This window comes from Pseudoalteromonas sp. 0802, from assembly GCF_013350085.1.
In the GTDB taxonomy this organism is placed as follows: Bacteria; Pseudomonadota; Gammaproteobacteria; order Enterobacterales; family Alteromonadaceae; genus Pseudoalteromonas.
In genome coordinates, this window is sequence record NZ_JABVXE010000001.1 from 406,480 (window position 1) to 431,626 (window position 25,147).

The window sequence follows — 25,147 nt, forward strand, 5'->3', positions numbered from 1 at the left end:
CAAAGAGAAAAGGCTGAGTAATTTAACAGAAAATACAGATTTAAAGCTGGCGTCTAAATTGCGTATCCTTTACTACGTGAAGAAATGCTTTTGGAGCATATTATGAACAGCCAAGTCAGTATTATCATTCCTAACTACAACTGTTTGCAGTATCTAGATACTTGTATTAACAGCATTTACCAGCAAAAAAATGTAAATTTCGAAATCATTATTGTTGATGATGGCTCTACAGATGGCAGTAAAGAATACCTTGAGCAACTTGCTGTTGACAAAAGTGAGGTACGCATCTTTAGCCAACAAAGAAAAGGCGTTGTCGCTGCTCGTAACCTTGCAATTACACAATCAAAGTCAGAGTACTTAGCTTTTTTAGATGCCGATGATTATTGGTCAGCAGATAAACTTGCAGCTCAGTTTGCATTTCATAAAAAACACTCAGATTGCGTTTTAAGTTTTACTGACTACATGCATTTTAATGAAAACAACGAAGATATAATTGGCTGTTTTGATTATTGGCCCGAATTTAAATGCAATAAAGAAAACACAGACTTCCAATTTCTAGATAATCCAATAAGCCAAATGATCACAACCAATATCGTTGGCACTTCGTCAGTCATGGTTAAACGCTCAACCATTGTTGATGTAGGTGGTTTTGACAATAAGTTAAGTAGCGCTACCGATTTAGATTGCTGGTTAAAAATAGCTAAAAAAGGTTATGTTGGTTATTCAACGCTATGTGCAATGCACTATCTAATGCGTGCTAACTCTATAACATCAAATAGAGAAAATAGACTAGCTGCTATGGTTGAAATTATTAATCGTAACCAATCTGTTGTATCAAACAATGAACTTAAAAAAATCAAAGCACGTTTAAGTGAATGTTATGGCGAGTTCTACCGTGAACTTGGTCATTATTCAAAAGCCCTTATGTACTCAAACAGAGCCTTTTGGCTATTCCCTCATAAACGAAACTTTAAACATATGCTCTATGACTTGAAGCACTTATTTGGAGCGCATTCATGAAAAAAAACATTGTAATCATTGATGATGATGAAGCAATTTTGCGCTCCCTAAAACGCTTACTAAGTACAAATAACCATGTAATTTGTTTCAGTGACCCTCTGTCGGCAATTGAGTATGCGAAACAGAACCCAATTAGTTTAGTCATTTGTGATCTGTTGATGCCTGCAGTCAGTGGTTTTGCTGTTTTAGAGGATATTAAATTGCTGCAACCAAACTGCTCTCGCCTTTTGATTACCGGCTATGCAGAGCTAGAAGCTTCTAAAAGTGCGCTTAACAATAATATAGCTAATATGATTACTGCAAAACCTTGGGATAACTTTGAGCTAACTATGCTAGTTGATATTTTAATTGAAAATAGTCACCTTAAATTAAATCAATGCTTAGAGAATGTGAGTTCATAGTGCAGCAGTTTGTGGTCGCTGCCGTTTACAAAGCTAACATCAACATTAGATAAAGAAACATCTTCACTCACTAAACAATGATCTATTGGTAAACCTATAACTTTTAAATCACTTAGCTGGTTTTTTAAAGACCAAGATGTATAAAATCCAGCACTATTAAAACAACTGCTTTTATTCTTTATAAAGAACCGTGACCAAGGTACTGTATTAAAATCACCAGCAACTAACCAACTCCCCTTTAACTTTTTAATTTCTGAAGCAACTTCACTTAAAACTAAGTTCCTCTGACTCCACAAACTAAGAGTTCTAGGTGATGGAGGATGTAAAAACACACTATTTAACATAACGTTATCATGTAAAAAACTAAGCTTTACGTAACCAAGCTTGGGATTATCAAAGCGTTTAATTTGCCTTTGTACTATTGGAAGTTTTGAGAGAACTATAATGCCAAATGGCGCCCCTTCAACTTCAGCATAACCAAATAAATGATATTGTGTGCTTAGCTCATCAAGCACATGCCGCTGCGTATCATTAAATTCAAACAGTACTAAGATATCATTTTGCGCATTTATAAATTGGCTAGTGATGATATTTGCTAAGTTAGGGTTACTATATTGCAAATTTACCTGGGCGACTTTGATATCGGTGCTTTGAACCTCTTCAGCTGATGAGTAAGGTTTAAAATGAAATAGCACTAAGCCAATACTTAGAGCAATTAAACTCAAAGATAGTTTTTTGTTCCACCACAACAAAAAAAATGCAGGTAAAAAACTACATACAATTAGCAACCCTCGTAAAGCGGCCGCCAAATCGAATAAGTAACCATCGAATTGATTAAATGCTAACACTAATATAGCTATATAACAGAATAAAAATATTAAACGCATCGCCCCCCCCCCTGATAACTTATAGCTGCATATTTTGTTCCTTGCTGAGATATGCTTAAAACAAATACAGTATGATGTGTTCTTTTTATGTATTAAATTAAGCACCCGAAGGTACTTAATTTATTTAAAACTTTCAGACAGTTTTATTCAAAACCGTTGATCATTTTATCGCATACAACTGGCGTTGGTCTGTGGTTATCATCAACAGCAACAAACGTAAAGCTACCAGAAATAGCTAAGTGTTTATCGTCTTTGTGCATTGTTTCTAAGAAGATTTCAACATCTACTTTAAGGCTAGTGTTACCTACGTGTACAACTTTAGAAATAAGCTCTGCAAATGTACCAGCCGGAATGGCTTCTTTAAAATCTACACGGTCAGACGAAATCGTTACAAGTGGCTTACGGCAAAAACGTGTAGCAGCAATAAATGCTACTTCATCCATCCATGCCAACGCGTCACCGCCAAACAAAGTATTGTGGTGGTTTGTACGGCCAGGAAAAACTGTTTTTGTTACCGACGTTGTTGAGTCAGCAATACGCTTTGCAATAATAGCGTCACGATCGATTTGTTGTGTCATAGTCTCTACTTTTTATTAGCTAATGTGTCTTGCATCATTAGCGCAGGGTCAAGGCGTTCATTTTTCCAATTAAAACGCCAGTCTAAATGAGGGCCAGTTACGCGACCGGTCGCACCGATCTCGGCAATTTTATCGCCACGCTTAATTTCGTCCCCTACTTTTACATCTAATTTGCTTAAATGAATGTAAGTAGAAGTAACACCATGGCCATGGTCAAGAATCAAGGTACCACCAGAGTAATATAAGTCAGCATCAGCAAAAACAACTGTGCCGCTCACTGGCGCATACACTGGGCTACCCGTTTTATTGGCAATGTCTAAACCAAAGTGCGGGCGGCGAGGCTCACCATTAAAGTAACGCTGGCTACCATAAACACCTGAAATGCGCCCAGTTGCGGGTTTATAAACAGGCTCTAAAAAGTATCGTAAGTCAGAATTAACTTGCCTAGCTTTACGTACTGCTACAGCTTCACGGCTAATACGCTCAGATACTTCTTTAGGTGGCGAAACATATTTTTTTGCAACACCGGTGATTTTATCAATTTTGTAATCACGCTTAGTGATCACAATTGCTTGTTCGTGGCTTACACCAGTACTATCAACCCAAGAAAGGCTATGATTTGTCTTAGCATCACGGCCAAAGCCAAACACAAACTCACCATTTGTTGAAAGCTTAAGTGGCTCACCATTGAAGCTTACACTTTTAGCGCCTTCAATTTGGCCTGTTACTAAACCGCCTTGAGTTAAATGTCCTTTTAATTCAACAGCACTTGCAGTTAAAGAAAACAACCCTGCAAATGCTGCTATTAATAATCCTTTACGCATAACTGATTGACCCCTTGCCAACCCCTTCGTAAGCTGTAATTTTAACTTCTGAATCAGGGTATTGGTTTTTAACTTGTGAACTTAAGTAGTCTGCAATGCACTCAACCGTAGTATCGCAAGGTAATATGTCGCAGCGTGATTTGTCTATCGCCATTTCGAAATAACCTTGCTGTGATGTGTAAGCAAAGCACACATCGTTTTCTTGTGCAGTTACATGCTTGAGGTCTGATTTATTGATTTCATCTTCAGCTGTTGCTAGATAAATGTCTTCCCATTTATCTGCCCACTCTTTTTGTAAACGAGGCATAGCCATACCATCTAGGCTAATACCAATTTGTGAGCGATGACCATGAATAATACGCTGACAATTACCATCGTGCTTTTTAAGACCATGGCTGTAATGATAATAAAAACTTTGGCTATGCTCTGGGTATAAATTAATTTCAATCTTTTCGATGTTGCTAGGGAGCTCAGGCATAATAGTATTAATTAAAAACTCGGTTACCGATTTTTCATCAATAACATCAGCATCGATTAGGCAATATGCTTGGTTAGGAGCGCTCATAGCTAAGTGATAATTATCACCAAAGTGACAATCTAGCACGCTGTGATCAGCATGCTCTGTTAGTGAACCGTTTAGAGTGGCTGGCACAGCAAGTTTATGGTCGATACAGTTATCAATAATGCCCTTGATTTGCTTTTTAACTAAGCCAAAATCAAGCACCATCGACTCATCATTTAATTGACCGTGCAGAGTTAAATCCACAATCCAGCTCTCGCCAACTGCGCCGCGTTTATTACACAAGTAAGAAAAATCAATCACTGTCAGTGAGTTTACAAAAAGGATCATAAATTTCCTTTAGACTGGTTAAAGAATCACAGCAATTATAATGATTTTTACTTCACAATGCGCGGTTTTATCTCCCTTTATCAGCGACAGTTTAATTAAATGGTCATAAAACAAGCGAAAAATAGCAAATAATTAACTGCTCCGAGTTGTTTAGCGTACAAGTGTACGCTAAAGTACGAGGCAATTTCTAAGCGATGAATGAGAGTTATGGAACCTAAAAACAGCTATACAAAAGAAGAATTGGTCCTTTGCGGTCAAGGTGAAATGTTCGGTGAAGGCAACTGTCGTTTACCAAGTGACAACATGCTAATGATGGACCGCATTATCTCTATCACTGCTGATGGTGGTGAGCACGGTAAAGGTCAAATCGTTGCAGAACTAGATATCAATCCTGATCTTTGGTTCTTTGACTGTCACTTTAAAGGTGACCCAGTAATGCCAGGTTGTCTTGGTCTTGATGCTATGTGGCAATTAGTTGGTTTCTTCCTTGGTTGGTCTGGTGGTCCAGGTCTTGGTCGTGCACTTGGTGTAGGTGAAGTTAAATTCACAGGTCAAATCTTGCCAACAGCTAAAAAAGTAACTTACCGTTTAGACATGAAGCGTGTTATTAAACGTAAATTATTCATGGGTATGGCTGATGGTACTGTAGAAGTAGATGGCCGCGTAATCTATGAAGCAAAAGATCTTAAAGTAGGTCTTTTCCAAGATACATCTGCGTTTTAATCTTTAATTTAAGATACAAAATAGCAGATACAAAAAAGCCCCATTTCGGGGCTTTTTTGCGTAAATAAGGTGCCTATATTAAGTTTTAAACATGTTTCGGTTTTCAATGGCTTCTCGCCAGCCACCTAACCACTCAGATTTAGGGTCGATTTGTTGATAAGGGCATTGTTCTTTGGAACGGCCTGCCAAGCCTGCTTTATAACCTTGAGAATGAGCTCTTTCTAAACGATCTCTTTTCTGTCTCTTCATAGGTAATATCCTCACCTTTTATATTTATAGATATGTAGCGAAATTGACATCTACATTTAATGAATAGTTAATAAAACTGTTAAATTCAAATAGCAAAAAGCAATTAAATAAATTGACAATAAGTAACGTGCTGATGCTCAAATGAATTAACATTTTAAATGACTAAGTGGTCGTACCTCTTCAACTAAAACCATCTATTAATACACTTAAATTCAGCTAAAAACGATACAGCTCTTTTAGCTTCAATATTTGTGACCAAGCCAATTTCGGCAAAGTTCCCAATTAAATTGTAATCATGACAAATTTATGATGATTACAATTTAGTCAATTTAATGCTTGCATATTAAAAACCGATCGGTCTAATATAGTCGGTATGGAAACAAATAACTCTGTGCCAAGCCGTCGTGGCAGGCCACCAAAAATAGCGCGTTCAAATGCAGATACCCGTGCCCTTTTAATTAATACGGGGCTAGCTGTATTAACCGAAAAAGGCTTTAGCGCAACCGGCATTGATTTAATATTAAAATCAGCTCAGGTACCTAAGGGCTCTTTTTATCATTACTTCAAAAGTAAAAATGATTTTGGCTTAGCACTCATTGATGCTTACGACAGCTATTTTCAGGCAAAGTTAAAACGCCACCTAAACAACGATGCAACAACCCCTCTTGAGAGGATTGTGCTGTTTGCCAATGACGCCAAACAAGGCATGGCAAAGTTTGAGTTTAAACGCGGCTGCTTAATAGGTAATTTAAACCAAGAAATCAGTCACCTTGATGAGCCTATGATTGACCGCATAAAACAGGCTTACGCCAATTGGCAAGCTTTAGTTGAGCAATGCTTAGTTGATGCTAAGAAGCAAAAGCAAATTCCTCAGTCATCAGATTGTAAAATGCTTGCTGAGTTCTTCTGGATTGGCTGGGAAGGTGCAGTAATGCGCTCTAAACTTGATAAATCAAGTGAACCGCTTACCCTTTATACAGCACAATTTTTACGCTTAATTTTATAAAGCCGTTTAAATACGGTTTTATTTCAACCATTAAAAGACGATCGGTCTAAAAGGAGTCAACATGACAACATCAGTAAAATCGGTAGTTATCAACAAAGATGATCAAGGTTATCGTGCCGAATACACAGACTTCCCAGTAGAAAGCATCCACCAGCAAGATGTAAATATTGATGTTTATTACAGTACATTGAATTACAAAGATGCCTTAGCCATTACAGGTAAAGGACCTGTGGTAAGAACATTTCCTATGATCCCCGGGATAGACCTTGCAGGCACAGTAACAGAGTCTAAAAGCGATGAATTTAAAGTAGGTGATAAAGTTCTGTTAAATGGCTTTGGTGTTGGGGAAAAATACCTAGGTGGTTTGAGTTCAAAAGCGTCTATGAGTGCTGATTGGCTCATCCCCCTCCCTGCTAATTTAACACCAAAACAGGCTATGCAAATTGGTACTGCAGGTTATACGGCAATGCTGAGTATTATCGCATTAGAAAAACAAGGTATCACACCCCAAAGAGGCGAAATTCTTGTTACCGGTGCTAATGGCGGCGTGGGTAGTTTTGCTATCTATTTGTTAAATAAACTAGGTTTTGATGTAGTTGCGACAACAGGACGAATGAACGAAGCAGATCACCTTGAAAAATTAGGCGCAAAACGCGTTTTATCTCGCGAAGAATTCTCAGCACCTGGAAAACCACTGGCAAAAGAGCAATTCGCAGGTGCAATTGATTCTGTGGGTAGCCATACCCTTGCAAATGTGTGTGCATCAATTAAATACGGTGGTGTTGTAACGGCCTGTGGATTAGCACAAGGTATGGACTTTCCGGCAACAGTAGCACCGTTTATCCTTCGTGGTATTAGCCTGATGGGTATAGATAGTGTAATGCGCCCTAAAGCAGACCGAATTGAAGCATGGCAACGTTTAAGTGAGTTAGTTGAGGCTCAGTACCTAGATACTATTTCGCAAGAAATTCCGCTTTCGGAGGCCATTGCAAATGCAGAAGCCTTATTAAAAGGTGAAATTCGCGGCCGTGTAGTGGTTAATTGTAAAGAATAAGCTCGAATATAAACATTCTTAGCAAGTTAGCTATAAAACTAGGGTAAAGGCAATTATACTTACCCTAGTTTTGTAATCCCGGAAAGTCTAATGAGTAATAAAGAAATTTTCAGCAATAACCCACTGCAAGGTGTTGGTATCGAGCAAGTCGTTACAGAGCTTGTCGAGCAATATGGCTGGGAATTACTCCACGCCTATATGCGTTTGAACTGCTTTAAGAATAACCCAGATGTAAAATCTGCGGTTAAGTTTTTACGTAAAACCCAATGGGCACAAGAAAAAGTCGAGAACTTTTATTTGTATCGTCTTAAAAACTTACCACGCCCAGACAATGTAAACTACGAATTACCGCCGCGCGATCGTGTGATCCCTGCTGATCAAAAACCAGGTGAACCATGTGAGTTAAGTTTTACTGACGCTAAACGTATTCACGCAAAAAAAGAAGCCAAGCAAAAAGCCCGAACCCGTAAGCAACGTTCAAGTGCGAGTAACCCTTGGGGTAATTAAGCTTTAAGCTGTTAGTTGAAATAAGCCGCCTGTTAGGGCGGTTTTTTATGTTAGTTAGCAAGTTAGCAAGTTAGCAAGTTAGCAAGTTAGCAAGTTAGCAAGTTAGCAAGTTAGCAAGTTAGGATTTGAAGGGCTATTTAAAGACGTCAATATTATTTTTATTAATTTAAGGGTAACGTGGTTATGTTAGACTGAATTAATCATCATTAATGTCATTAAAAAAGGATGTGTATGTCTAACTACAACGAATCACCTGAACAAATCGCAACTGCAACGCAAGGTTATGTAATGCAACAGACAATGTTGCGCATAAAAGATCCAAAGCCTTCTTTAGATTTCTATCAGAATGTTTTAGGCATGAAGTTACTAGGTAAATATGACTTCCCTAAAATGGAGTTTACGCTGTACTTTTTAGGTTATGAGCAAGACATGCCAAAAGGCACCGATAAAGAAAAAGCACAGTGGGTGTTTCGTCGCCCTGCTCTTATCGAGCTTACACATAACTGGGGCACAGAAAACGACGACAGCTTTGCTGGTTACCATAGTGGAAATGAAGAACCAAAAGGCTTTGGTCATATAGGTATTAGCGTGCCAGACGTATACGCAGCAAGCGAGCGTTTTGCAAAATACGATGTTGAGTTTGTAAAAAAACCAGACGATGGCTCGATGAAAGGCCTAGCCTTTATTAAAGACCCTGATGGGTATTGGATAGAGATACTCTCAGCTGAAGGGATCATTGAGATTATTGAAGAGCATAAGTAAGATTACACCTTAAATAACCTGCTATTTAGCAGGTTATTTAAATTTACGCTTTTGATTTGTAGTAGTCAGTGTTTGTATGTTTTGCATTAGTAAGTGAATGTCAGGCTCAATAAGAAGCTTTTTATTAGGAATAAATAAAAAACACTGTAATTTTTTAGCGAGTTGGCAAATTGAAAAGCAAAAATTACTTATGTCTTTCCTTAAATCAACTCTAATTACAATTTCATCAATCGATTCATCATTAACAGAAATAGTAATTTCATTTGATGAACTATTACCCCACATTTTAATATCGGAAGTATTACTTTCAGTTCTTACTAAAACATTATCCAACAGCTTGTTTATTTGCACATTTGGTTGGTGTTGTTTCCACACGCAGGCAGTATCGAAATAACCATCGGCATTGTAGAGTGCCTCAACTGAATAATTTTTATCTTCTACCCATTGTGCAGGTATTAGAACTATTGTTCTTTGCCAAATAGCCATCGTTTTTTAAATACACTTATAATTAAAGAAAGTGCCAAGTAACATCATAACAAGGGCCATTTAAATCATATTGCAGTTCTTGACCATTCGGGATAAAGGTAGCTAGAGCTTTAAATTTAAAGTTTGACGTATCTTCTCTGTTAATTGCCAAAGCTTGCTCTATTTCATCCCATCTTTGAGATATACCACCATGCCCAGGATGACTATCGGCTTTTAATTCACCTGACTGATATTTTTTATTCCATTTAACAAAAATTTGCCATTGCTCAATCTCTAATTGAAGTTCCGATTCTGATATTAAATAAAGAGAAAACTCATCAGTAAAACCAATGTCATCATTGAAGTCTGAAATAAACCTGTAATGTCTCCCCTCAATAGATGTGATACCCTCTCTTGGCCCATCATAATATAAATTTTCGACAAGAACTTTACACATTTGCATTCATTAAAAGCCTTTAGATAAATTGAAAGGATTAATAAACAATTCCTATTAATTGCTACTGCCAAAAGAACTAACGACTATTTCATTAGTTAATTCAGGTATTTTTATTACGGTAGTCATAGTAGAACGCCTTATTACAACCTAACAACAACCGTTTTACCAATGAAGTCATGTATTGCACGACGCTTTTCATTAAACAGCATGGTTATAAATTCTGACAATGCCCAAACTGTAGCTAATGAATTCAGACCTATAATTAAATAAGTTAAAACTTCAGGTACGCTACCAAGTTGTTGTAACGATATTGAAATAAATAAAAGTAGTAGTATCCAAGATGAGTTAATAGCAATATTTACAGATTCTCGGCGCACTGATTGTTTAAGCGTAATATCTGTTTCAGTGTCATGATCAAGGACTTTAACATCCATCACCATCTTGCCAAGTGTTTGCCCATAAAACCCATGCATAAAAACAACATAGCCAATATACTGAATGCCATTAACGGCTTGTAAAACCATGTTTTGGTGAGAGTATTCAACACCAAAAAGTAAGCATTCGATATAAAGTAATGCTGTAAATATTAACCCATCAATAATAGCAGCCCAAAAACGAGGCCAAAAAGTAGCATACCTTTTATTCGTTTCTAGCTCTTCAAACTCTGCTTTTATTTCTGGGTCTTTTAGTTTATTTGCAATCTCTAATTCTAACTCTTGTGCTCTTTGTGGGAAGCTTTCTTTATCAATATATTTTTGAGCATCTAAAAGCTCATCTAATGAATAATTTTTATAATTTGGGGTGTAGTCCATGTTTGTTATTCTCCTAAACTGCTTGAAACTAGTCAGCTTTTAGCATTCAGCTCTTTTTGGATCTCTTGGATAAAACTCATCGGGCTGTTTAGAGCACAAATCAAATTCACGGGTATTTTTGTAAGGTAGCTTCATAAAGCCTGCCACACCAATATCTGTGATACTAACCGCGTATTGCATAAGCTTACTCAATAAGCGTTTAAATTCAGGCTCTTTACTGGCATCAAGCAGTCGATAGTAATGATGTATTTTCATCCTATCAGGTAAGGCTTCGAAAATGATACAGCCCGTATGGTGTATTTGGTTGAGCTCAAATACACACTTTATAACCTTTTTCGGGAGCTGTAATTGCTCATCCGGGTCTTTACCATCTTCAAAATAAGAGTGTGGTCTGGTTACGTCTGAGGCTTGGATATCCATTACTTCGTAATCAAGCTCAGGCAAATGTTCAAATTTAAACGCGCCTGTGCCATCACGCTCGAGCTGAATGGTTTTACGCGCATCAAACAAGCAACATTTAAAGAGACCTTTTTGTTCAATCCCCTGTGCTAACATCACCGTGTTGTTAATCGCATCGGTAAACGCAGTGCCAAGCGTTTCATCATGCAAAATAAGGGAAGACTCAACAAACAGTGAGTTTTCTTTCCAATGAAAACTAAGGCCCCCCACTACTGGGTATTTTGCTAATCGGCTTATTGAGGCCAAAAATGCTTTTTCTGTGTCGCCGGTATCAAATAAAAACTCTTTGTAGTATCTGTCGAGCTGGGCATCGTTTACATCAAGTAATTGTTGATTATGGTCGGCTTGTCTTAAAAATTGTTTACGTGAGCTATAAACAACCGTGTCTGGGTGTTCATCAAACTCACTAAACCAATAAGGAATATACGGTCGAATGACTTTACGCGGCAGCTCAGGGAGGTAAGCTTTAGCCATTGTAGGCATGTTTCGCATAAAATAATCACCAGCGCCATCTCTGGTTGCCTTATCTTTTGAAAGCATACCGTCAATAACCCGGGCAAGCTCCATAGGTAAATTCAGGCTTGTAGCCGGAATAACCGCCGCACCAAACCGGCATGATTGTGCAGATGCAAGTGCATAAAGGGTTGAGGCAACACCTTGTTCATCAAAACGTGGCGATGACTGCCCACCTGACATTTGCTCATCACCAATAAAATACACATCACCCATACGTGCATTAGTGGTACTAATATCAGCAGACATAAGATCCATAAAATTGCTGGCGACCGGATTACCTTCAGCATCTATTTGTGCATAAACAGAGCTGCCCCAGTCTACCAATGACAATTTATTGGTTTGTTCATCATAAACGATGTTAGAGGGTTTAATATCGCCATGCACAATTGGCTGAGGGCTTAAGCCATTTTTGTGTTCACGTAAATCTAAAAGCACATTACGTAACCTAAGAGCCAGCGCCATGACTTTTGCTGCACTAAAACGCCCTTGTTTGATGGATATTTTCTCTAAGTCTTCACCTAGAGCGCGCTCCATCATTAAAATGCCTTGCTTTTTAATGCGTTCAAAGGCATAAAATTTTGGCACCATCGGATTATTAACTTGCGAGAGCATGTACGCTTCGTCTTCTAGACGATCACGTACACTTTGTGCAAGGGTTATACGTGAAAACTTAAATACCCAAGGTAAGTCTTCATCATCGACACCGGCAAAAACAAATCCAAACGCACCAGAACCAATTAATTCAACGTCACTGTAACCAAGCAAAGTAAGCTGTTTAATACAAATGTTAAGCCATTGACGGTGCTTTTTAGCATCATGGTGAGACAGCAAATAAACAGACTGTTCTTCATTGATATAAAAATTGCGGATTTGTTTGGGATTCACTGCATCTCTCAAAGTTAAGCGGCTTTTAACCGCTTAATTATTGAATGCTAGGCAGTTAATTACAAGGCTTTTGCTCTTCGATGATCCAGCCTTGATCTTTCAGAACCAGTTCTGATACTGCAAAGGTTAAGCAAAAAAAGATAACCAACTCTAATAAGGTAAGAATATCAGCGGCAAAACACCAGCCTAAAACCCCTGCAAATAAAAATGGGATTGCTTTTAAATACAAACAATTTGTCGGGTTTTACCATATGTGAGTTGATAACTGTGAACTAGCTCACCCTCACACTCTAATGTAATGGTAGAAGAAAACTTCTTGAATAAAGTCACTGAAATCGTTAATTGGCAGGCTTTACCATCAACATTAAACTCATGAACAGATTTAGTTTTAAAGTTACGTGATTCTGCTATTAATTCACCGTCTACTTTCAGAACTTCTTTACCTGAGTAAGCAGAACCCCAGTATTCAATTAAATGTTCACCCAGTTTGAAGTTGGCTTTAATTCCCTTGCTCATTGATACTGTAATACCATCAGTGTTCATAACAAATCTCCTTATCATTATGAATTTAAAATACTTTAAAAATAAAAAAACGGCAAGCTAGGCTTACCGTTTTGGTACTTTCAATGGGTAAAGGGTTACCATTTCAAACTAAAGGCGGATACCGCCATCAATTTCAACAACACGACCTGTAAAGAAGTCATTCTCTACAATGTATTGTGCTGTTTGAGCAATTTCATCTGCTTCACCAAAACGACCCACTGGCGTTACCGCCATCATGCGTTGTTTTGCTTCTGGTTTCATCGCATCTGTCATTGCTGTGCGAATAACACCTGGTGCAATTGCACCAACGCGGATACCAAAGCGACCTAATTCTTTCGCCCAACCCGTTGTCATCGCAACAACACCGGCTTTAGACGCAGCATAGTTTGTTTGGCCAATGTTACCAGCACGGGCAACACTCGACATATTAACAATTACACCGCCTTTGCCAGACTCGATCATATGGCTCGCAGCTTCACGCCCTGCTAAAAATACGCCTGTTAGGTTCACATCAATCACAGATTGAAATTGAGCCAGCGACATTTTATCTACCACTTTGCCTTCTTTTGCTTTGATAAACATACCATCGCGTAAGATACCTGCGTTATTAATTAACACGCCGATATGGCCAAAGTCTTTATTGATAGTGTTGAACGTTGCTACCACAGCATCTTCATCTGTAACATTAGCAGCATACGCCATAACTTTTGTGCCATATTTAGCAAGCGCTGATACTGCAGTATCAAGTACGTCTTGTTGCATATCGATAAGAGCGATGTTCGCACCAAGGGACGCAAATTTTTCGGCCATTGCAAAGCCTAAACCTTGCGCACCACCGGTAATTACAATGTTGTTGTTTTTAATTTCCACAACAATCTCCTACTTCGAGAATAATTTAAAAATAGCGCTAAAATCATCACTACCCGCACCTTGATGCTGAAGCATAGTGTATAGATTCTTCGCCATTGACCCCATTGGGGTAGATGAATTACTTTGCTGAGCTGCTTCCATAGCAAGACCTAAGTCTTTTGCCATTAAATCAACCATAAAGCCCGGTTTATAATCATTACTTGCTGGTGCTGTTTCCATTACACCAGGGCATGGGTTATAAAGCTCAAGTGTCCAGTTACGGCCAGAGCTCGCAGTCATGATGTCACTTAACACTTTTGGGTCGAGCCCATTGTTTATGCCCATTTGTAGCGCTTCGCTAGTACCAGCCATTAAAATGCTGAGCAGCATGTTGTTACAGATTTTTGCGACTTGGCCTGCGCCAATATCACCAGCATGGAAGATGTTTTTACCCATATCTGCTAGAGCCAGCTTGGCTTTTTCAAAGTGGCTTTGCTCACCACCGACGATAAAGGTTAAAGTGCCCGCTGTTGCACCTGCAACACCACCTGATACCGGCGCATCAACAAAATCAATGCCTTTTTGAGCAAGTTCGCTACCCACTTGACGCGCTGATTCAGCATCAATGGTTGAGCAGTCAATCACCAAAGTTTTGCTATCAAGTAAGTTGATAAGACCTGTTTCGCCTAAATAAAGAGACTTAACGTGTTTGCTTGCTGGTAGCATACTGATAAAAATATCTGCGCCAATGGCACACTCAGCTGCATCGGTAGCAGCAATTGCACCTTTATCGGCAAGCTCACTGACCGCTGCTTTATTTAAGTCAAACACACGAACTGTATGACCTGCATTGACTAGGTTTGCCGCCATTGGGCCACCCATGTTGCCTAAACCAATAAATCCTATTGTTAATTTAGCCATTTGTTTACCCCTTGGACTTAAGATGACGTTAATGAGTTAAGTGGGTGAGATTGCTCATCCCAGCGTGCTGTAAAGAAGCTATCTACAACTGTTTCGTCGATATCGCTAAGCGATTTAAACTGCCAGTTAGGTGCGCCGTCTTTGTCGATTAGTAGCGCACGAACGCCCTCTTGGAACTCGCCTACTTCGCCACAGCGAACCGACATGCCTAGCTCCATTTTGAAGCAATCTGCTAACGTCATCTCTTTTGAATTAGCTAATTGACGTTCAACAAGCGCACAACTAAGCGGACAACCATGCGCTAATGACTTTTGCGCACGAGTAAGCCATTTATCTTCGGTTTCTAAAGCTTGAATGTAGTCAATTTTTCCCTGCAATGAATCAAACTCAGCCAGCTTTTGAATAACCTCAAGGTTATCTTTTACATTGCCTTTAGGAACACGGCCTGAAATATTATCAATCGAGATTAAAATGTTAGTTAGCTTTTCGTGGTTTAATGAGGCTGTTTTGCCCCACTTTTCCGCGGTGATAGCTGTTAAAATAGCGTCATATTTATCTGCTGTTGCATAGTGATCAGCAAGATTAACAAACAAGGCATCTTCAGCATTGATAGACGCAGCAGTTAACCCTAAGAATAGACCCACTTGCTCAGGCATTTTATGTAAGAAGTAACTGCCGCCCACATCTGGGTATAAACCAATGGTTAGCTCAGGCATTGCAATACGCGATGTTTCTGTTACCACTCGGTGACTTGCACCAGCCATTAAGCCAAGGCCGCCACCCATAACAATGCCATTACCCCAAAGTAATATTGGCTTTTCATAGCAGTGAATTAGGTAGTCTAATTTGTACTCAAGGGTAAAAAAGTCTTCAATGTAGTTCGCAGGCTCACCTGTGCTCATTGCTTTATGCAGGCTAACAACATCGCCGCCGGCACAAAATGCTTTTTCGCCAGCCCCTTTTAGCACGACCATGGCAACGGCGTCATCGTCAGCCCATTTTCTAAGCTGAGGCTCAAGCAGTTGGATCATGTCATAATTTAAAGCGTTTAAAGACTTAGGCGCATTGAGTGTCGCAATTGCAATGAGGCCGCTTTCGGCCTCTGCAGTTTCAAACACCACAGGCGCATCTTGATGATTTAGTAGTGTTACGTTAGTCATTAGCCATTTACCCAATTAGCTTTACGCTTTTCTAAGAACGCATTCACGCCTTCTTTTTGGTCTTTCGTATCAAACAATTGTACAAATAACTCACGCTCTAATGGCAATGCATGAGCCATAGGTTGTGTGCGACCTTTTTGAATAAGTTCTTTACATGCAGTCACAGCAACTGGGCTTTGCTCGCCAACTTGGTTAGCAAGTTTCATTGCCGCAGCTAAACTTTCGCCAGCACCAACCACTTCTTCAACAAGGCCAATTTCACGTGCTTTGTCTGCTTTTAGGCGCTCGCCACATAAGATCATGCGTTTTGCCCAGCCCTCACCAACAAGCCACGCAAGGTTTTGCGTACCGCCAGCACAAGGCAGTAAGCCAACTTTCGCTTCAGGAAGTGCCATTTGAGCTTGCTCTTCAGCAATACGAATATCACAAGCAAGGGCCACTTCAAGACCACCACCCATGGCATAACCATTAATTGCCGCGATTGAAACACCACGGAAATTGGTTAATGCTTCAAATGCATCACCAAAAACTTTGGACATAGTGGCAGCAACGCCTTTATCACCACTGGCAAACACGTTTAAATCGGCACCTGCACTAAAGAACTTTTCACCTTGGCCTGTAATCACTAATGCATAGACATTTTTGTTAGCATTTAGCTCAGTTACAGTGTCTTTAAGCGCGGTTAATGTATCTTGTGTCCAGGTATTCGCTGGCGGGTTATTCATAGTTAAAACCGCTACGTTACCTTCAATATTTAAATCAATCGATGGATTAGACATAGGTTGCTCCTTATAGAATGTCGCCAGCTGACTCAGCTAAGATACGACGTGCGATAATCACACGCATGATTTCGTTTGTGCCTTCAAGAATTTGATGCACACGTACGTCTCTAAAATGACGCTCTAATGGATATTCTTTGATGTAACCGTAACCGCCGTGAATTTGTAGTGCATCGTCACATACTTTAAAACCAACATCTGTAGCAAAACGTTTTGCCATCGCGCAGTAAGTGGTTTTTTCGCTGTCACCGGTATCTAGTTTAAATGCGGCTAAGCGCACCATTTGACGAGCGGCAACAAGCTCAGTGTTCATATCGGCAATCTTAAATTGCAGTGCTTGGAAGGCAGCTAATGGCTTACCAAATTGCTCACGTTCTTTTAGGTATTCGCGTGCAGTGTTAAGTGCTGCTTGTGCTGTACCTAATGAACAGGTAGCAATATTAATTCGTCCACCATCTAGGCCTTGCATTGCAAACTTAAAGCCTTCGCCTTCTTGGCCTAGTAAGTTAGCCGCAGGAATTCTGACACCTTCAAAGCTAATTAAACGTGTTGGCTGTGCATTCCAGCCCATTTTTTCTTCAGCTTTACCGTATTCAATACCTGCAGCATCTGCAGGCACAACAAATGCCGAAATACCGGCTGCGCCTTCACCACCAGTGCGCGCCATAACCACAAGTAAATCAGTTTCACCGGCGCCCGAAATAAACATTTTAGAGCCTGAGATCACATACTCATCGCCCTCTTTTACCGCTTTAGTTTTTAGTGATGCTGCATCAGAGCCAGAACCCGGTTCTGTTAAACAATAAGAAGCAAGTAACTCACCCATTACTAATTGTTCACAGTACTTGGCTTTAACGTCCTCAGTACCAAAGCTTGCAATCATCCAGGTTGCCATATTATGAATGGTCAACATTGCGGTCGTAGCGGTACAACCCATAGCTAGCTGCTCAAAGATAATGCTTGAATCTAGGCGAGATAAACCTAAGCCACCAGCTTCTTCTGGGGTATATAAACCACAAAAGCCAAGCTCACCGGCTGCTTTAATTGTGTCTTTAGGGAAAATGTGTTCTTGGTCCCACTTAGCTGCATGTGGAGCAAGTTCAGACTCTGCAAACTGACGGGCTGTTTCAGCAAACGCTTGCTGATCTTCGGTTAAATTAAAGTCCATAGTAGACCTCTATTTGTTGTCTTATTCTTTAAAGAATTATTGTTGTCGTTTAAATGTGTGTTCTTTGAGCGAGCGTGTGCTCGCTCAGCAGTAAATTAATTACAGCTTATTTAAGGTTGATACTCATGTTCGGACCTGAGGCGATATCATCCTCGAACCAACGTGAAGTAATTGTTTTCGTTTCTGTGTAAAAACGAATACCTTGCTTACCGTAGGTGTGTTGGTCACCGTAGAATGAGCCTTTCCAACCTGTGAAAGAGAAAAACGGTAGTGGCACAGGAATTGGCACGTTGATACCAACTTGACCTACTTCGATTTCATGTTGGAATTTACGTGCAGCAGCGCCGCTTGATGTGAATAACGAAGTACCGTTACCGTAAGGCGAGTTATTGATAAGCTCAATCGCCTCTTCAAGAGTATCTACAAACATACAAGCCAATACAGGACCAAAGATCTCTTCTTTGTATAAATCCATCTCGGTGGTTACATCAGTAAATAGCGTTGGACCAACCCAGTTACCTTGCTCGTAACCTTCAACAGTAAAGTCAGAGCCATCAATTAAGCACGTTGCACCTTGTTCTTTACCACTTGCGATCAGTGATAAAATACGGTCTTTAGCAGCTTTTGATGTTTGTGGGCCGTAAGCCGCGTTGGCATCATCCCATACACCTGGGCGTACGTTTTCAAAGCCTGCTTTAATTTCGTCAACCCAGTCTTTTGCTTGACCAACAAACACAGCAACCGAAATACCCATACAGCGCTGACCCGCAGCACCTACAGACGCACCTACTAGGTTGTTTACAACATGCGATTTACTTGCATCAGGCATAATAACCATGTGGTTTTTTGCACCTACACAAGCTTGCACGCGTTTAAGGTTTGCTGTGCCTTTTGAATAAATGTATTCACCTACACCACACGAACCAACAAATGAAATTGCACGTACTGCTGGGTCTTCTAATAAACGGTCAACTTGTGGTTTTGTACCATGAACAACTTGTAACACCCCTTTTGGTGCACCCGCTTCAACAAATAGTTCAGCTAAACGCATCGGTGTTAGTGGATCTTGCTCTGAAGGTTTCAGAATAAAGGTGTTACCACACACAATAGCCAGTGGGAACATCCATAATGGGATCATCGCAGGGAAGTTAAATGGCGTAATACCCGCACATACACCCAGTGGCTGCATGTAAGAGTAAGTATCGATTTTACGCGCTACGTTTTCCATTGTTTCGCCCATCATCAGTGATGGTGCATTGGCTGCTTGCTCAACAACTTCAATACCACGCCAAACATCGCCTTTGGCGTCTTCAAATGTTTTACCCAGCTCATGACAAATAATCGTCGCAAGCTCATCATGGTTTTCTTTTAGTAGTGCAGCGTATTTCATCATAATGCGCGCACGCTCAGAAATTGGCACTTCTTTCCATGTTTTAAATGTTTCTTTTGCAGAGGCAATGGCTGCATCCATTTCAGCATCCGTTGCACACGGAACTTGAGCTAACACTTCTTGGTTTGCAGGATTGATCACATCAATCAGCTGCGATGAACTTGATTGGGTAAATTCGCCGTTAATAAATAAAGGTACTTGGTGCATGAGGCACTCCTCCCCAGTGGGTATAAAGAGGCCGCAACATGATAGTTTTTAAAATACGTTGCGGCTGTGAGAGATTAAAATTCTAAAGCGATTAAATAGCTTCAACTGCCATAGCAACAGCTTCACCACCACCGATACACAGTGAGGCAACACCTTTGCTAAGACCACGATTCTTTAATGCATGAATTAAGGTAACTAAGATGCGCGCGCCGCTTGCACCAATTGGGTGACCAAGTGCACAGGCACCGCCGTTTACGTTTACTTTGCTTTCATCAAGTTTTAACTCGTTAATTGCAAGCATAGTCACCATGGCAAACGCTTCGTTGATTTCCCATAAATCAACATCATTCACAGACCAACCGGCTTTTTCTAAAAGCGATTGCATCGCACCAACCGGTGCTAAAGTAAATTCGCTCGGGGCTTGAGAGTGTGTGCTGTGAGCAACGATACGGCAAAGTGGCGTTAAACCTTGTGCTTTAGCATCTGATTCACGCATTAACACAAGCGCTGCTGCACCATCAGAAATTGATGACGAGTTTGCAGCTGTAATCGTGCCATCTTTTTTAAATGCAGGACGTAAACCTGGGATTTTATCAGGACGTGCATTACCTGGTTGCTCATCAATCGCAACGGTCACATCACCTTTGCGTGTAGAAATAGTGTGCGCGGCAATCTCGTTTGCAAATGCACCTGTCTCAATCGCACTATTTGCTTTAGTCAGTGAGCTAAGTGCAAAGTTATCCATTTGTTCACGACCAATTGAATACTGATCGGCAGTGTCTTGTGCAAAACAACCCATTGCTTTATTGTCGTAAGCATCTTCAAGGCCGTCACACATCATGTGATCTTTTACTTCGCCATGGCCCATACGCATACCTGAACGTGCATTCGGTAACATATAAGGGGCATTACTCATGCTTTCCATGCCACCAGCAACCGCTGAGTTGATAGAGCCTGATTTAATTAAGTCATGGGCAAACATTGCAGCCTTTAAGCCAGAGCCACATACCTTGTTGATTGTTGTAGCGCCAGTACCTTGATTAAGACCCGCTTTTAACATTGCTTGGCGTGCAGGTGCTTGACCAAGACCAGCTGGTAATACACAGCCCATGATCACTTCGTCAATCTTATCGGCAGATAAACCGGCTTGCTCTAAGCTACTTTTAATAGCTGTAGCACCTAAATCAGTTGCGTGTGCACCACTTAGTGCGCCCATAAAACCACCCATAGGGGTACGTTTTGCGGCAACAATAACAACGGCTTCAGTAGTCATAATTGGCTCCATGTAAGTGGTTATCATCATGTGTTCAAATCATGTGTAACCAAACAGTTAATTTGTTATAGTTTAATTTCGATTTAATTCAGCATACATAATATTTACGTTTACGCCAACGTAAATCTAAAATCAACATTTTTGCGGCCGGCAAAACTGTAAACTTATCTGTATTTTGTTGTATTAAAAATCAAACATCTGCTTACAAGGCTAGATAAATAAAGCTTTTCAACAAATCCAACCAGTTATCTTTATAAGTCTAAAGTATAACTCCCAAATCACCCTTTACCTTTACGTAAACTTCACTTATATTGGTGTTATTCGAATGAGGTAAATAAATCATGAAACAAGACAATCAAACAAACTTTGAAAGCGCAGCAGTTGAACCTGCGAGCAATGAGCAAACGTTTAGTATCAGCGAACTAGCAAAAGAATTTGATATTACCACCCGCTCTATCCGCTTTTATGAAGACCAAGGCCTGATCTCACCTGATCGCAATGGTCAAACCCGTATTTATTCAAAACGCGACAAAGTGAGACTAAAACTTATTCTACGTGGTAAACGCTTAGGTTTTACCTTGGCTGAAACGGGCCGTTTGTTTGAACTTTACGATGCAGATAAATCGAGCGCTAAACAGCTAGTCACTATGCTTGACCTTATCGCAGAGAAAAAAGCAGACCTGAGCCAACAAATGGACGACATTAAAGTTGTACTAATGGAATTGGTGACTGCAGAACGCCGCTGTCGTGAAACCCTTAATAATTTAGACGAATAACCTGACAACAATCTCGTCAACAGACTCTCACAGGAACACACATTATGAGCACTATTTCACTTTATAAAGAAATGAACTTCGGACTTGGCGAAACAGCAGACATGATCCGCGATCATGTAAATAGCTTTGCTAGCCAAGAAATTGCCCCACTTGCAGAACAAACAGATGTAGACAATGCCTTCCCTAATCAACTTTGGCCACAGCTTGGCGAAATGGGTTTATTAGGAATGACAGTGCCTGAAGAATTTGGCGGTGCTGGCCTTGGTTACCTTGAGCACGTAATCGCAATGGAAGAAATTAGCCGTGCAAGTGCATCGATTGGTTTAAGTTATGGTGCTCATTCAAATTTATGTGTTAACCAAATTAACCGTAATGGGTCTCAGGCTCAAAAAGAAAAATACCTACCAAAACTTATCAGCGGTGAGCACATTGGTGCCCTTGCGATGAGTGAGCCAAATGCAGGTTCTGACGTTGTATCAATGAAATTAAAAGCTGAGAAAAAAGGCGATGTATTTGTACTTAACGGTAACAAGATGTGGATCACCAATGGTCCAGATGCCGATACCTTTGTTATCTATGCAAAAACAGATTTAAATGCCGGCCCTAAAGGGATCACAGCCTTCATCGTTGAACGTAACACGCCAGGGTTTTCTACTGCACAAAAGCTAGACAAACTTGGTATGCGTGGCTCTAACACCTGTGAATTAGTGTTCGAGAACTGCGAAGTACCAGCAGAAAACATTCTAGGTAACTTAAACGAAGGCGTAAAAGTACTTATGAGTGGCCTAGATTATGAGCGTGTTGTTTTAGCTGCAGGCCCGCTTGGCATTATGCAAGCATGTATGGACATTGTGGTTCCTTATATTCATGAGCGTAAACAATTTGATAGCCCAATTGGTCAGTTCCAACTTATTCAAGGCAAAATTGCTGACATGTATACGCAAATGAATGCAGCTCGTTCATACGTTTACACGGTAGCTCGTGCATGTGATCGCGGCGAAACAACACGTAAAGATGCTGCTGGTGCGATTTTATATGCCGCAGAGCTGGCGACTAAAATGGCCCTTGATGCTATCCAAATCTTAGGTGGTAATGGTTATATCAACGAATACGCGACAGGTCGTTTATTACGTGATGCAAAACTATATGAAATTGGCGCAGGTACCTCTGAAATCCGCCGCATGTTAATTGGTCGCGAATTATTCACTGAAAGCCGATAGGACCTTGTTATGACGATTTTAAAATCGAGTGTAAATCCACACGATCCGCAATTTATGCAAAATCACGACAACATGGCCGCTCTCGTAAGCGATTTACGTGAAAAAGTAGCTGATATCCGTTTAGGTGGTGGCCCTGCTTTGATTGAGCGCCACCAAGGCCGTGGTAAGTTATTTGTTCGTGACCGTATTGAAACGCTACTTGATGAAGGCTCGCCATTTTTAGAGATTTCTCAATTTGCTGCCTTTGGTGTATATGAACAAGCTATTCCTTGTGCCGGTGTTGTTGCTGGGATTGGTCGTGTTAAAGGCGTTGAATGTATGATCATCGCCAATGACGCAACCGTAAAAGGTGGCACATACTTTCCACTAACAGTGAAAAAACATCTACGTGCCCAAGATATCGCAGAGCGTTGTCATTTACCGTGTATTTATTTAGTTGATTCAGGCGGTGCAAACCTGCCTGAACAAGATGATGTATTTCCAGATAAATTACACTTTGGCCGTATTTTCTATAATCAGGCTCGTATGTCTGGAAAAGGCATTCCACAAATTGCAGTCGTAATGGGTTTATGTACAGCAGGTGGTGCTTATGTACCAGCAATGGCTGATGAAAGTATTATTGTAAAAGAGCAAGGCACAATTTTCTTAGCTGGTCCGCCTCTGGTTAAAGCGGCTACAGGTGAAGAAGTAACTGCTGAAGAGCTCGGTGGTGCTGATGTTCACTGTAAAACATCAGGTGTTGCCGACCACTATGCTGAAAACGATGCCCATGCACTTTCTATCGCGCGCCAATGTATTGAACGAATTAACTATCAGCGCCCTACTGCACCGTTACTTGATGATGTTAAACCGCCGCGTTACGACATTAACGAAATTTACGGCATTGTGGGTACCGACCTTAAAAAACCATTTGATGTACGCGAAGTAATTGCCCGTGTTGTTGATGATTCATCATTTGATGAATTTAAACGCTACTTTGGCGAAACCTTAGTAACCGGCTTTGCAACAATCTTTGGTCACCCTGTCGGTATTGTTGCCAACAACGGCATTTTATTCAGTGAATCGGCACAAAAAGGCGCGCACTTCATACAACTATGTGCACAACGCAAAATTCCTTTAGTGTTTTTACAAAACATTACTGGCTTTATGGTTGGTAAAAAATACGAAGCTGAAGGCATCGCCAAACATGGTGCGAAAATGGTAACCGCTGTGTCATGTGCTGATGTGCCAAAATTTACCGTGTTAATTGGTGGCTCGTATGGTGCAGGTAACTACGGTATGTGTGGCCGCGCGTTTGAGCCTACCATGATGTGGATGTGGCCAAATGCTCGTATCTCTGTAATGGGTGGTGAACAAGCGGCTGGCGTTCTTGCACAAGTTAAACAAGATGGTTTAGCCCGTAAAGGCGAAAGCATGACTGATGAGGAAGTCAGTGAGTTTAAAAAGCCAATTATCGAGCAATACGAAAAACAAGGTCATCCATATTACGCCAGTGCCCGCCTTTGGGATGATGGCATTATCGATCCTGCTGATACCCGCAATGTATTAGGGCTTGCCTTAAGTGCAGCTAAAAATGCACCAGAGCGCGATTCGCAGTTCGGCGTATTTAGAATGTAATGGAGGCCTTATGTCAGTAACACTCGAAATAACAAAATCAAATGTGGCTGTACTGGTACTAAGTCGCCCTGAAAAACACAATGCATTTAACGAAGAAGTCATCAGTGAACTGATCCGTTTAATTGAACACGCAAACAGTTGCGATGTTCGCGCACTGGTTTTAAAAACCGAAGGTAAGCACTTCTCTGCTGGCGCTGATTTAAACTGGATGAAGTCGATGGCTGGCAATGACTTTGCAGAAAACTTAGCGGATTCTATGCAGCTAGCAAAGCTTATGAAAGTCCTTGCTACAAGCCCACATCCAACAATTTGTGCCGTACAAGGTGCTGCATTTGGCGGTGCGTTAGGCTTGATTGCGTGTTGTGATATCGCAATTTGCCAAGACGATGCACAATTTTGCTTAAGTGAAGTAAAGCTTGGTCTTATTCCTGCAGTTATCAGCCCTTATGTTATTAAAGCTATTGGTGAGCGCGCTGCACGTCGTTATTTTTTAACGGCAGAGATTTTTGACGCGCATACAGCTAAGCAACTGGGTTTAATTCACCAGATCACCGGCGATTTACAAACAGCGCTCGATAAACACTTACAAAACCTTGTTAACAATGGCCCTATTGCTGTTAAAGCAGCGAAGCAGCTAATCAATGATGTCGCTGGCAACGTAATAGATGATGCACTGATTGAGTTAACCGCTGAGCGCATTGCTCGCATTCGTGTATCTGAAGAAGGCCAAGAAGGCCTAACTGCATTTTTTGAAAAACGTGCCCCTAACTGGCAGAAATAGGAACCATT

General features: G+C 40.5%; 29 protein-coding genes. 11 read left to right on the forward strand and 18 right to left on the reverse strand.

The window, feature by feature from the left end; genetic code table 11:
• Positions 1-102 precede the first annotated feature (102 nt).
• Together HUS61_RS01935 and HUS61_RS01940 are read left to right on the forward strand one after the other, a co-directional pair.
• Positions 103-1,020, forward strand: a complete 918-nt coding sequence (locus HUS61_RS01935; RefSeq protein ID WP_175081958.1) for a glycosyltransferase family A protein — start codon at positions 103-105, stop codon at positions 1,018-1,020.
• Positions 1,017-1,421: a response regulator gene (locus HUS61_RS01940; RefSeq protein WP_175081959.1), complete on the forward strand. Its 405-nt coding sequence runs from the start codon at positions 1,017-1,019 to the stop codon at positions 1,419-1,421. Before HUS61_RS01935 ends, HUS61_RS01940 begins: the two co-directional genes overlap by 4 nt.
• Here the strand turns inward: HUS61_RS01940 and HUS61_RS01945 are convergent.
• From HUS61_RS01945 to HUS61_RS01960, 4 genes are all read right to left on the reverse strand, one after another.
• Positions 1,394-2,308 carry an endonuclease/exonuclease/phosphatase family protein gene (locus tag HUS61_RS01945; RefSeq protein ID WP_175081960.1) on the reverse strand — a complete coding sequence of 305 codons (915 nt, stop codon included), beginning with the start codon at positions 2,306-2,308 and terminating at the stop codon, positions 1,394-1,396. The genes HUS61_RS01940 and HUS61_RS01945 overlap by 28 nt on opposite strands.
• A gap of 143 nt (positions 2,309-2,451) precedes the next feature.
• A complete protein-coding gene (locus tag HUS61_RS01950; RefSeq protein ID WP_054561502.1) occupies positions 2,452-2,886 on the reverse strand; it encodes an acyl-CoA thioesterase in 435 nt (144 codons plus the stop codon).
• 5 nt (positions 2,887-2,891) lie between these two features.
• Positions 2,892-3,710, reverse strand: coding sequence for a M23 family metallopeptidase (locus tag HUS61_RS01955; protein WP_175081961.1), 819 nt, complete (start codon positions 3,708-3,710; stop codon positions 2,892-2,894).
• Positions 3,703-4,560, reverse strand: coding sequence for a 6-carboxytetrahydropterin synthase (locus HUS61_RS01960; RefSeq protein ID WP_175081962.1), 858 nt, complete (start codon positions 4,558-4,560; stop codon positions 3,703-3,705). The genes HUS61_RS01955 and HUS61_RS01960 overlap by 8 nt, the downstream gene beginning before the upstream one ends.
• Positions 4,561-4,767: 207 nt before the next feature.
• Here HUS61_RS01960 and fabA point away from each other — a divergent pair, with 207 nt between their 5' ends.
• Positions 4,768-5,283: a bifunctional 3-hydroxydecanoyl-ACP dehydratase/trans-2-decenoyl-ACP isomerase gene (fabA, locus tag HUS61_RS01965; protein WP_054553819.1), complete on the forward strand. Its 516-nt coding sequence runs from the start codon at positions 4,768-4,770 to the stop codon at positions 5,281-5,283.
• 78 nt (positions 5,284-5,361) lie between these two features.
• On the opposite strand, the gene rmf is transcribed toward fabA, so the two are convergent.
• Positions 5,362-5,532, reverse strand: coding sequence for a ribosome modulation factor (gene rmf, locus HUS61_RS01970; RefSeq protein ID WP_036968408.1), 171 nt, complete (start codon positions 5,530-5,532; stop codon positions 5,362-5,364).
• A 373-nt stretch (positions 5,533-5,905) separates the two neighbouring features.
• Between rmf and HUS61_RS01975 the strand changes: the two genes are divergently transcribed.
• From HUS61_RS01975 to gloA, 4 genes are all read left to right on the forward strand, one after another.
• Positions 5,906-6,538, forward strand: a complete 633-nt coding sequence (locus tag HUS61_RS01975; RefSeq protein ID WP_175081963.1) for a TetR/AcrR family transcriptional regulator — start codon at positions 5,906-5,908, stop codon at positions 6,536-6,538.
• A gap of 61 nt (positions 6,539-6,599) precedes the next feature.
• Entirely contained in the window at positions 6,600-7,592 is a 993-nt protein-coding gene (locus tag HUS61_RS01980) for an MDR family oxidoreductase (protein WP_175081964.1), read from the forward strand.
• Positions 7,593-7,682: 90 nt separating this feature from the next.
• Complete coding sequence (locus HUS61_RS01985; protein ID WP_175081965.1) at positions 7,683-8,099, forward strand: VF530 family DNA-binding protein; 417 nt, start codon at positions 7,683-7,685, stop codon at positions 8,097-8,099.
• Between the two features lie 231 nt (positions 8,100-8,330).
• Positions 8,331-8,861 (forward strand): lactoylglutathione lyase, encoded by a 531-nt coding sequence (gene gloA, locus HUS61_RS01990; protein WP_175081966.1) that lies wholly within the window; start codon positions 8,331-8,333, stop codon positions 8,859-8,861.
• A 33-nt stretch (positions 8,862-8,894) separates the two neighbouring features.
• On the opposite strand, the gene HUS61_RS01995 is transcribed toward gloA, so the two are convergent.
• The 13 genes from HUS61_RS01995 to HUS61_RS02055 all read right to left on the reverse strand — a co-directional run bounded on the left by HUS61_RS01995 (position 8,895) and on the right by HUS61_RS02055 (position 20,745).
• Positions 8,895-9,347: a hypothetical protein gene (locus HUS61_RS01995; protein WP_175081967.1), complete on the reverse strand. Its 453-nt coding sequence runs from the start codon at positions 9,345-9,347 to the stop codon at positions 8,895-8,897.
• 22 nt (positions 9,348-9,369) lie between these two features.
• Positions 9,370-9,789 carry a hypothetical protein gene (locus HUS61_RS02000; RefSeq protein ID WP_175086981.1) on the reverse strand — a complete coding sequence of 140 codons (420 nt, stop codon included), beginning with the start codon at positions 9,787-9,789 and terminating at the stop codon, positions 9,370-9,372.
• A 134-nt stretch (positions 9,790-9,923) separates the two neighbouring features.
• Positions 9,924-10,595 (reverse strand): RDD family protein, encoded by a 672-nt coding sequence (locus tag HUS61_RS02005; protein ID WP_175081969.1) that lies wholly within the window; start codon positions 10,593-10,595, stop codon positions 9,924-9,926.
• A gap of 39 nt (positions 10,596-10,634) precedes the next feature.
• On the reverse strand, positions 10,635-12,455 hold the full coding sequence (locus HUS61_RS02010) for a protein kinase domain-containing protein (RefSeq protein ID WP_175081970.1): 1,821 nt from the start codon (positions 12,453-12,455) through the stop codon (positions 10,635-10,637).
• A gap of 55 nt (positions 12,456-12,510) precedes the next feature.
• Entirely contained in the window at positions 12,511-12,684 is a 174-nt protein-coding gene (locus tag HUS61_RS02015; protein ID WP_175081971.1) for a hypothetical protein, read from the reverse strand.
• Positions 12,675-12,998, reverse strand: coding sequence for a hypothetical protein (locus tag HUS61_RS02020; RefSeq protein ID WP_175081972.1), 324 nt, complete (start codon positions 12,996-12,998; stop codon positions 12,675-12,677). Before HUS61_RS02020 ends, HUS61_RS02015 begins: the two co-directional genes overlap by 10 nt.
• Before the next feature lie 108 nt (positions 12,999-13,106).
• Positions 13,107-13,868, reverse strand: a complete 762-nt coding sequence (locus HUS61_RS02025; RefSeq protein WP_175081973.1) for an SDR family oxidoreductase — start codon at positions 13,866-13,868, stop codon at positions 13,107-13,109.
• 9 nt (positions 13,869-13,877) lie between these two features.
• Positions 13,878-14,768 carry a 3-hydroxyisobutyrate dehydrogenase gene (gene mmsB / locus HUS61_RS02030; protein WP_054561514.1) on the reverse strand — a complete coding sequence of 297 codons (891 nt, stop codon included), beginning with the start codon at positions 14,766-14,768 and terminating at the stop codon, positions 13,878-13,880.
• 17 nt (positions 14,769-14,785) lie between these two features.
• Positions 14,786-15,928, reverse strand: a complete 1,143-nt coding sequence (locus HUS61_RS02035; RefSeq protein WP_175081974.1) for an enoyl-CoA hydratase/isomerase family protein — start codon at positions 15,926-15,928, stop codon at positions 14,786-14,788.
• Positions 15,928-16,707, reverse strand: a complete 780-nt coding sequence (locus HUS61_RS02040) for an enoyl-CoA hydratase (protein WP_175081975.1) — start codon at positions 16,705-16,707, stop codon at positions 15,928-15,930. The genes HUS61_RS02035 and HUS61_RS02040 overlap by 1 nt, the downstream gene beginning before the upstream one ends.
• Before the next feature lie 10 nt (positions 16,708-16,717).
• Positions 16,718-17,875: an acyl-CoA dehydrogenase family protein gene (locus tag HUS61_RS02045; protein WP_175078338.1), complete on the reverse strand. Its 1,158-nt coding sequence runs from the start codon at positions 17,873-17,875 to the stop codon at positions 16,718-16,720.
• A 106-nt stretch (positions 17,876-17,981) separates the two neighbouring features.
• On the reverse strand, positions 17,982-19,472 hold the full coding sequence (locus tag HUS61_RS02050) for a CoA-acylating methylmalonate-semialdehyde dehydrogenase (protein WP_055197193.1): 1,491 nt from the start codon (positions 19,470-19,472) through the stop codon (positions 17,982-17,984).
• A gap of 91 nt (positions 19,473-19,563) precedes the next feature.
• Positions 19,564-20,745: an acetyl-CoA C-acyltransferase gene (locus tag HUS61_RS02055; RefSeq protein WP_054553804.1), complete on the reverse strand. Its 1,182-nt coding sequence runs from the start codon at positions 20,743-20,745 to the stop codon at positions 19,564-19,566.
• Between the two features lie 341 nt (positions 20,746-21,086).
• On the opposite strand from HUS61_RS02055, the gene HUS61_RS02060 reads away from it, so the two are divergent.
• From HUS61_RS02060 to HUS61_RS02075, 4 genes are read left to right on the forward strand one after another with little or no spacing between them, the layout of a single operon-like run.
• Positions 21,087-21,521 (forward strand): MerR family DNA-binding transcriptional regulator, encoded by a 435-nt coding sequence (locus HUS61_RS02060; protein WP_054553803.1) that lies wholly within the window; start codon positions 21,087-21,089, stop codon positions 21,519-21,521.
• A gap of 44 nt (positions 21,522-21,565) precedes the next feature.
• On the forward strand, positions 21,566-22,741 hold the full coding sequence (locus tag HUS61_RS02065; RefSeq protein ID WP_054561519.1) for an isovaleryl-CoA dehydrogenase: 1,176 nt from the start codon (positions 21,566-21,568) through the stop codon (positions 22,739-22,741).
• A gap of 9 nt (positions 22,742-22,750) precedes the next feature.
• Positions 22,751-24,358 (forward strand): carboxyl transferase domain-containing protein, encoded by a 1,608-nt coding sequence (locus HUS61_RS02070; RefSeq protein ID WP_175081976.1) that lies wholly within the window; start codon positions 22,751-22,753, stop codon positions 24,356-24,358.
• Between the two features lie 10 nt (positions 24,359-24,368).
• Complete coding sequence (locus HUS61_RS02075; protein WP_054553800.1) at positions 24,369-25,139, forward strand: enoyl-CoA hydratase/isomerase family protein; 771 nt, start codon at positions 24,369-24,371, stop codon at positions 25,137-25,139.
• Positions 25,140-25,147 lie beyond the last annotated feature (8 nt).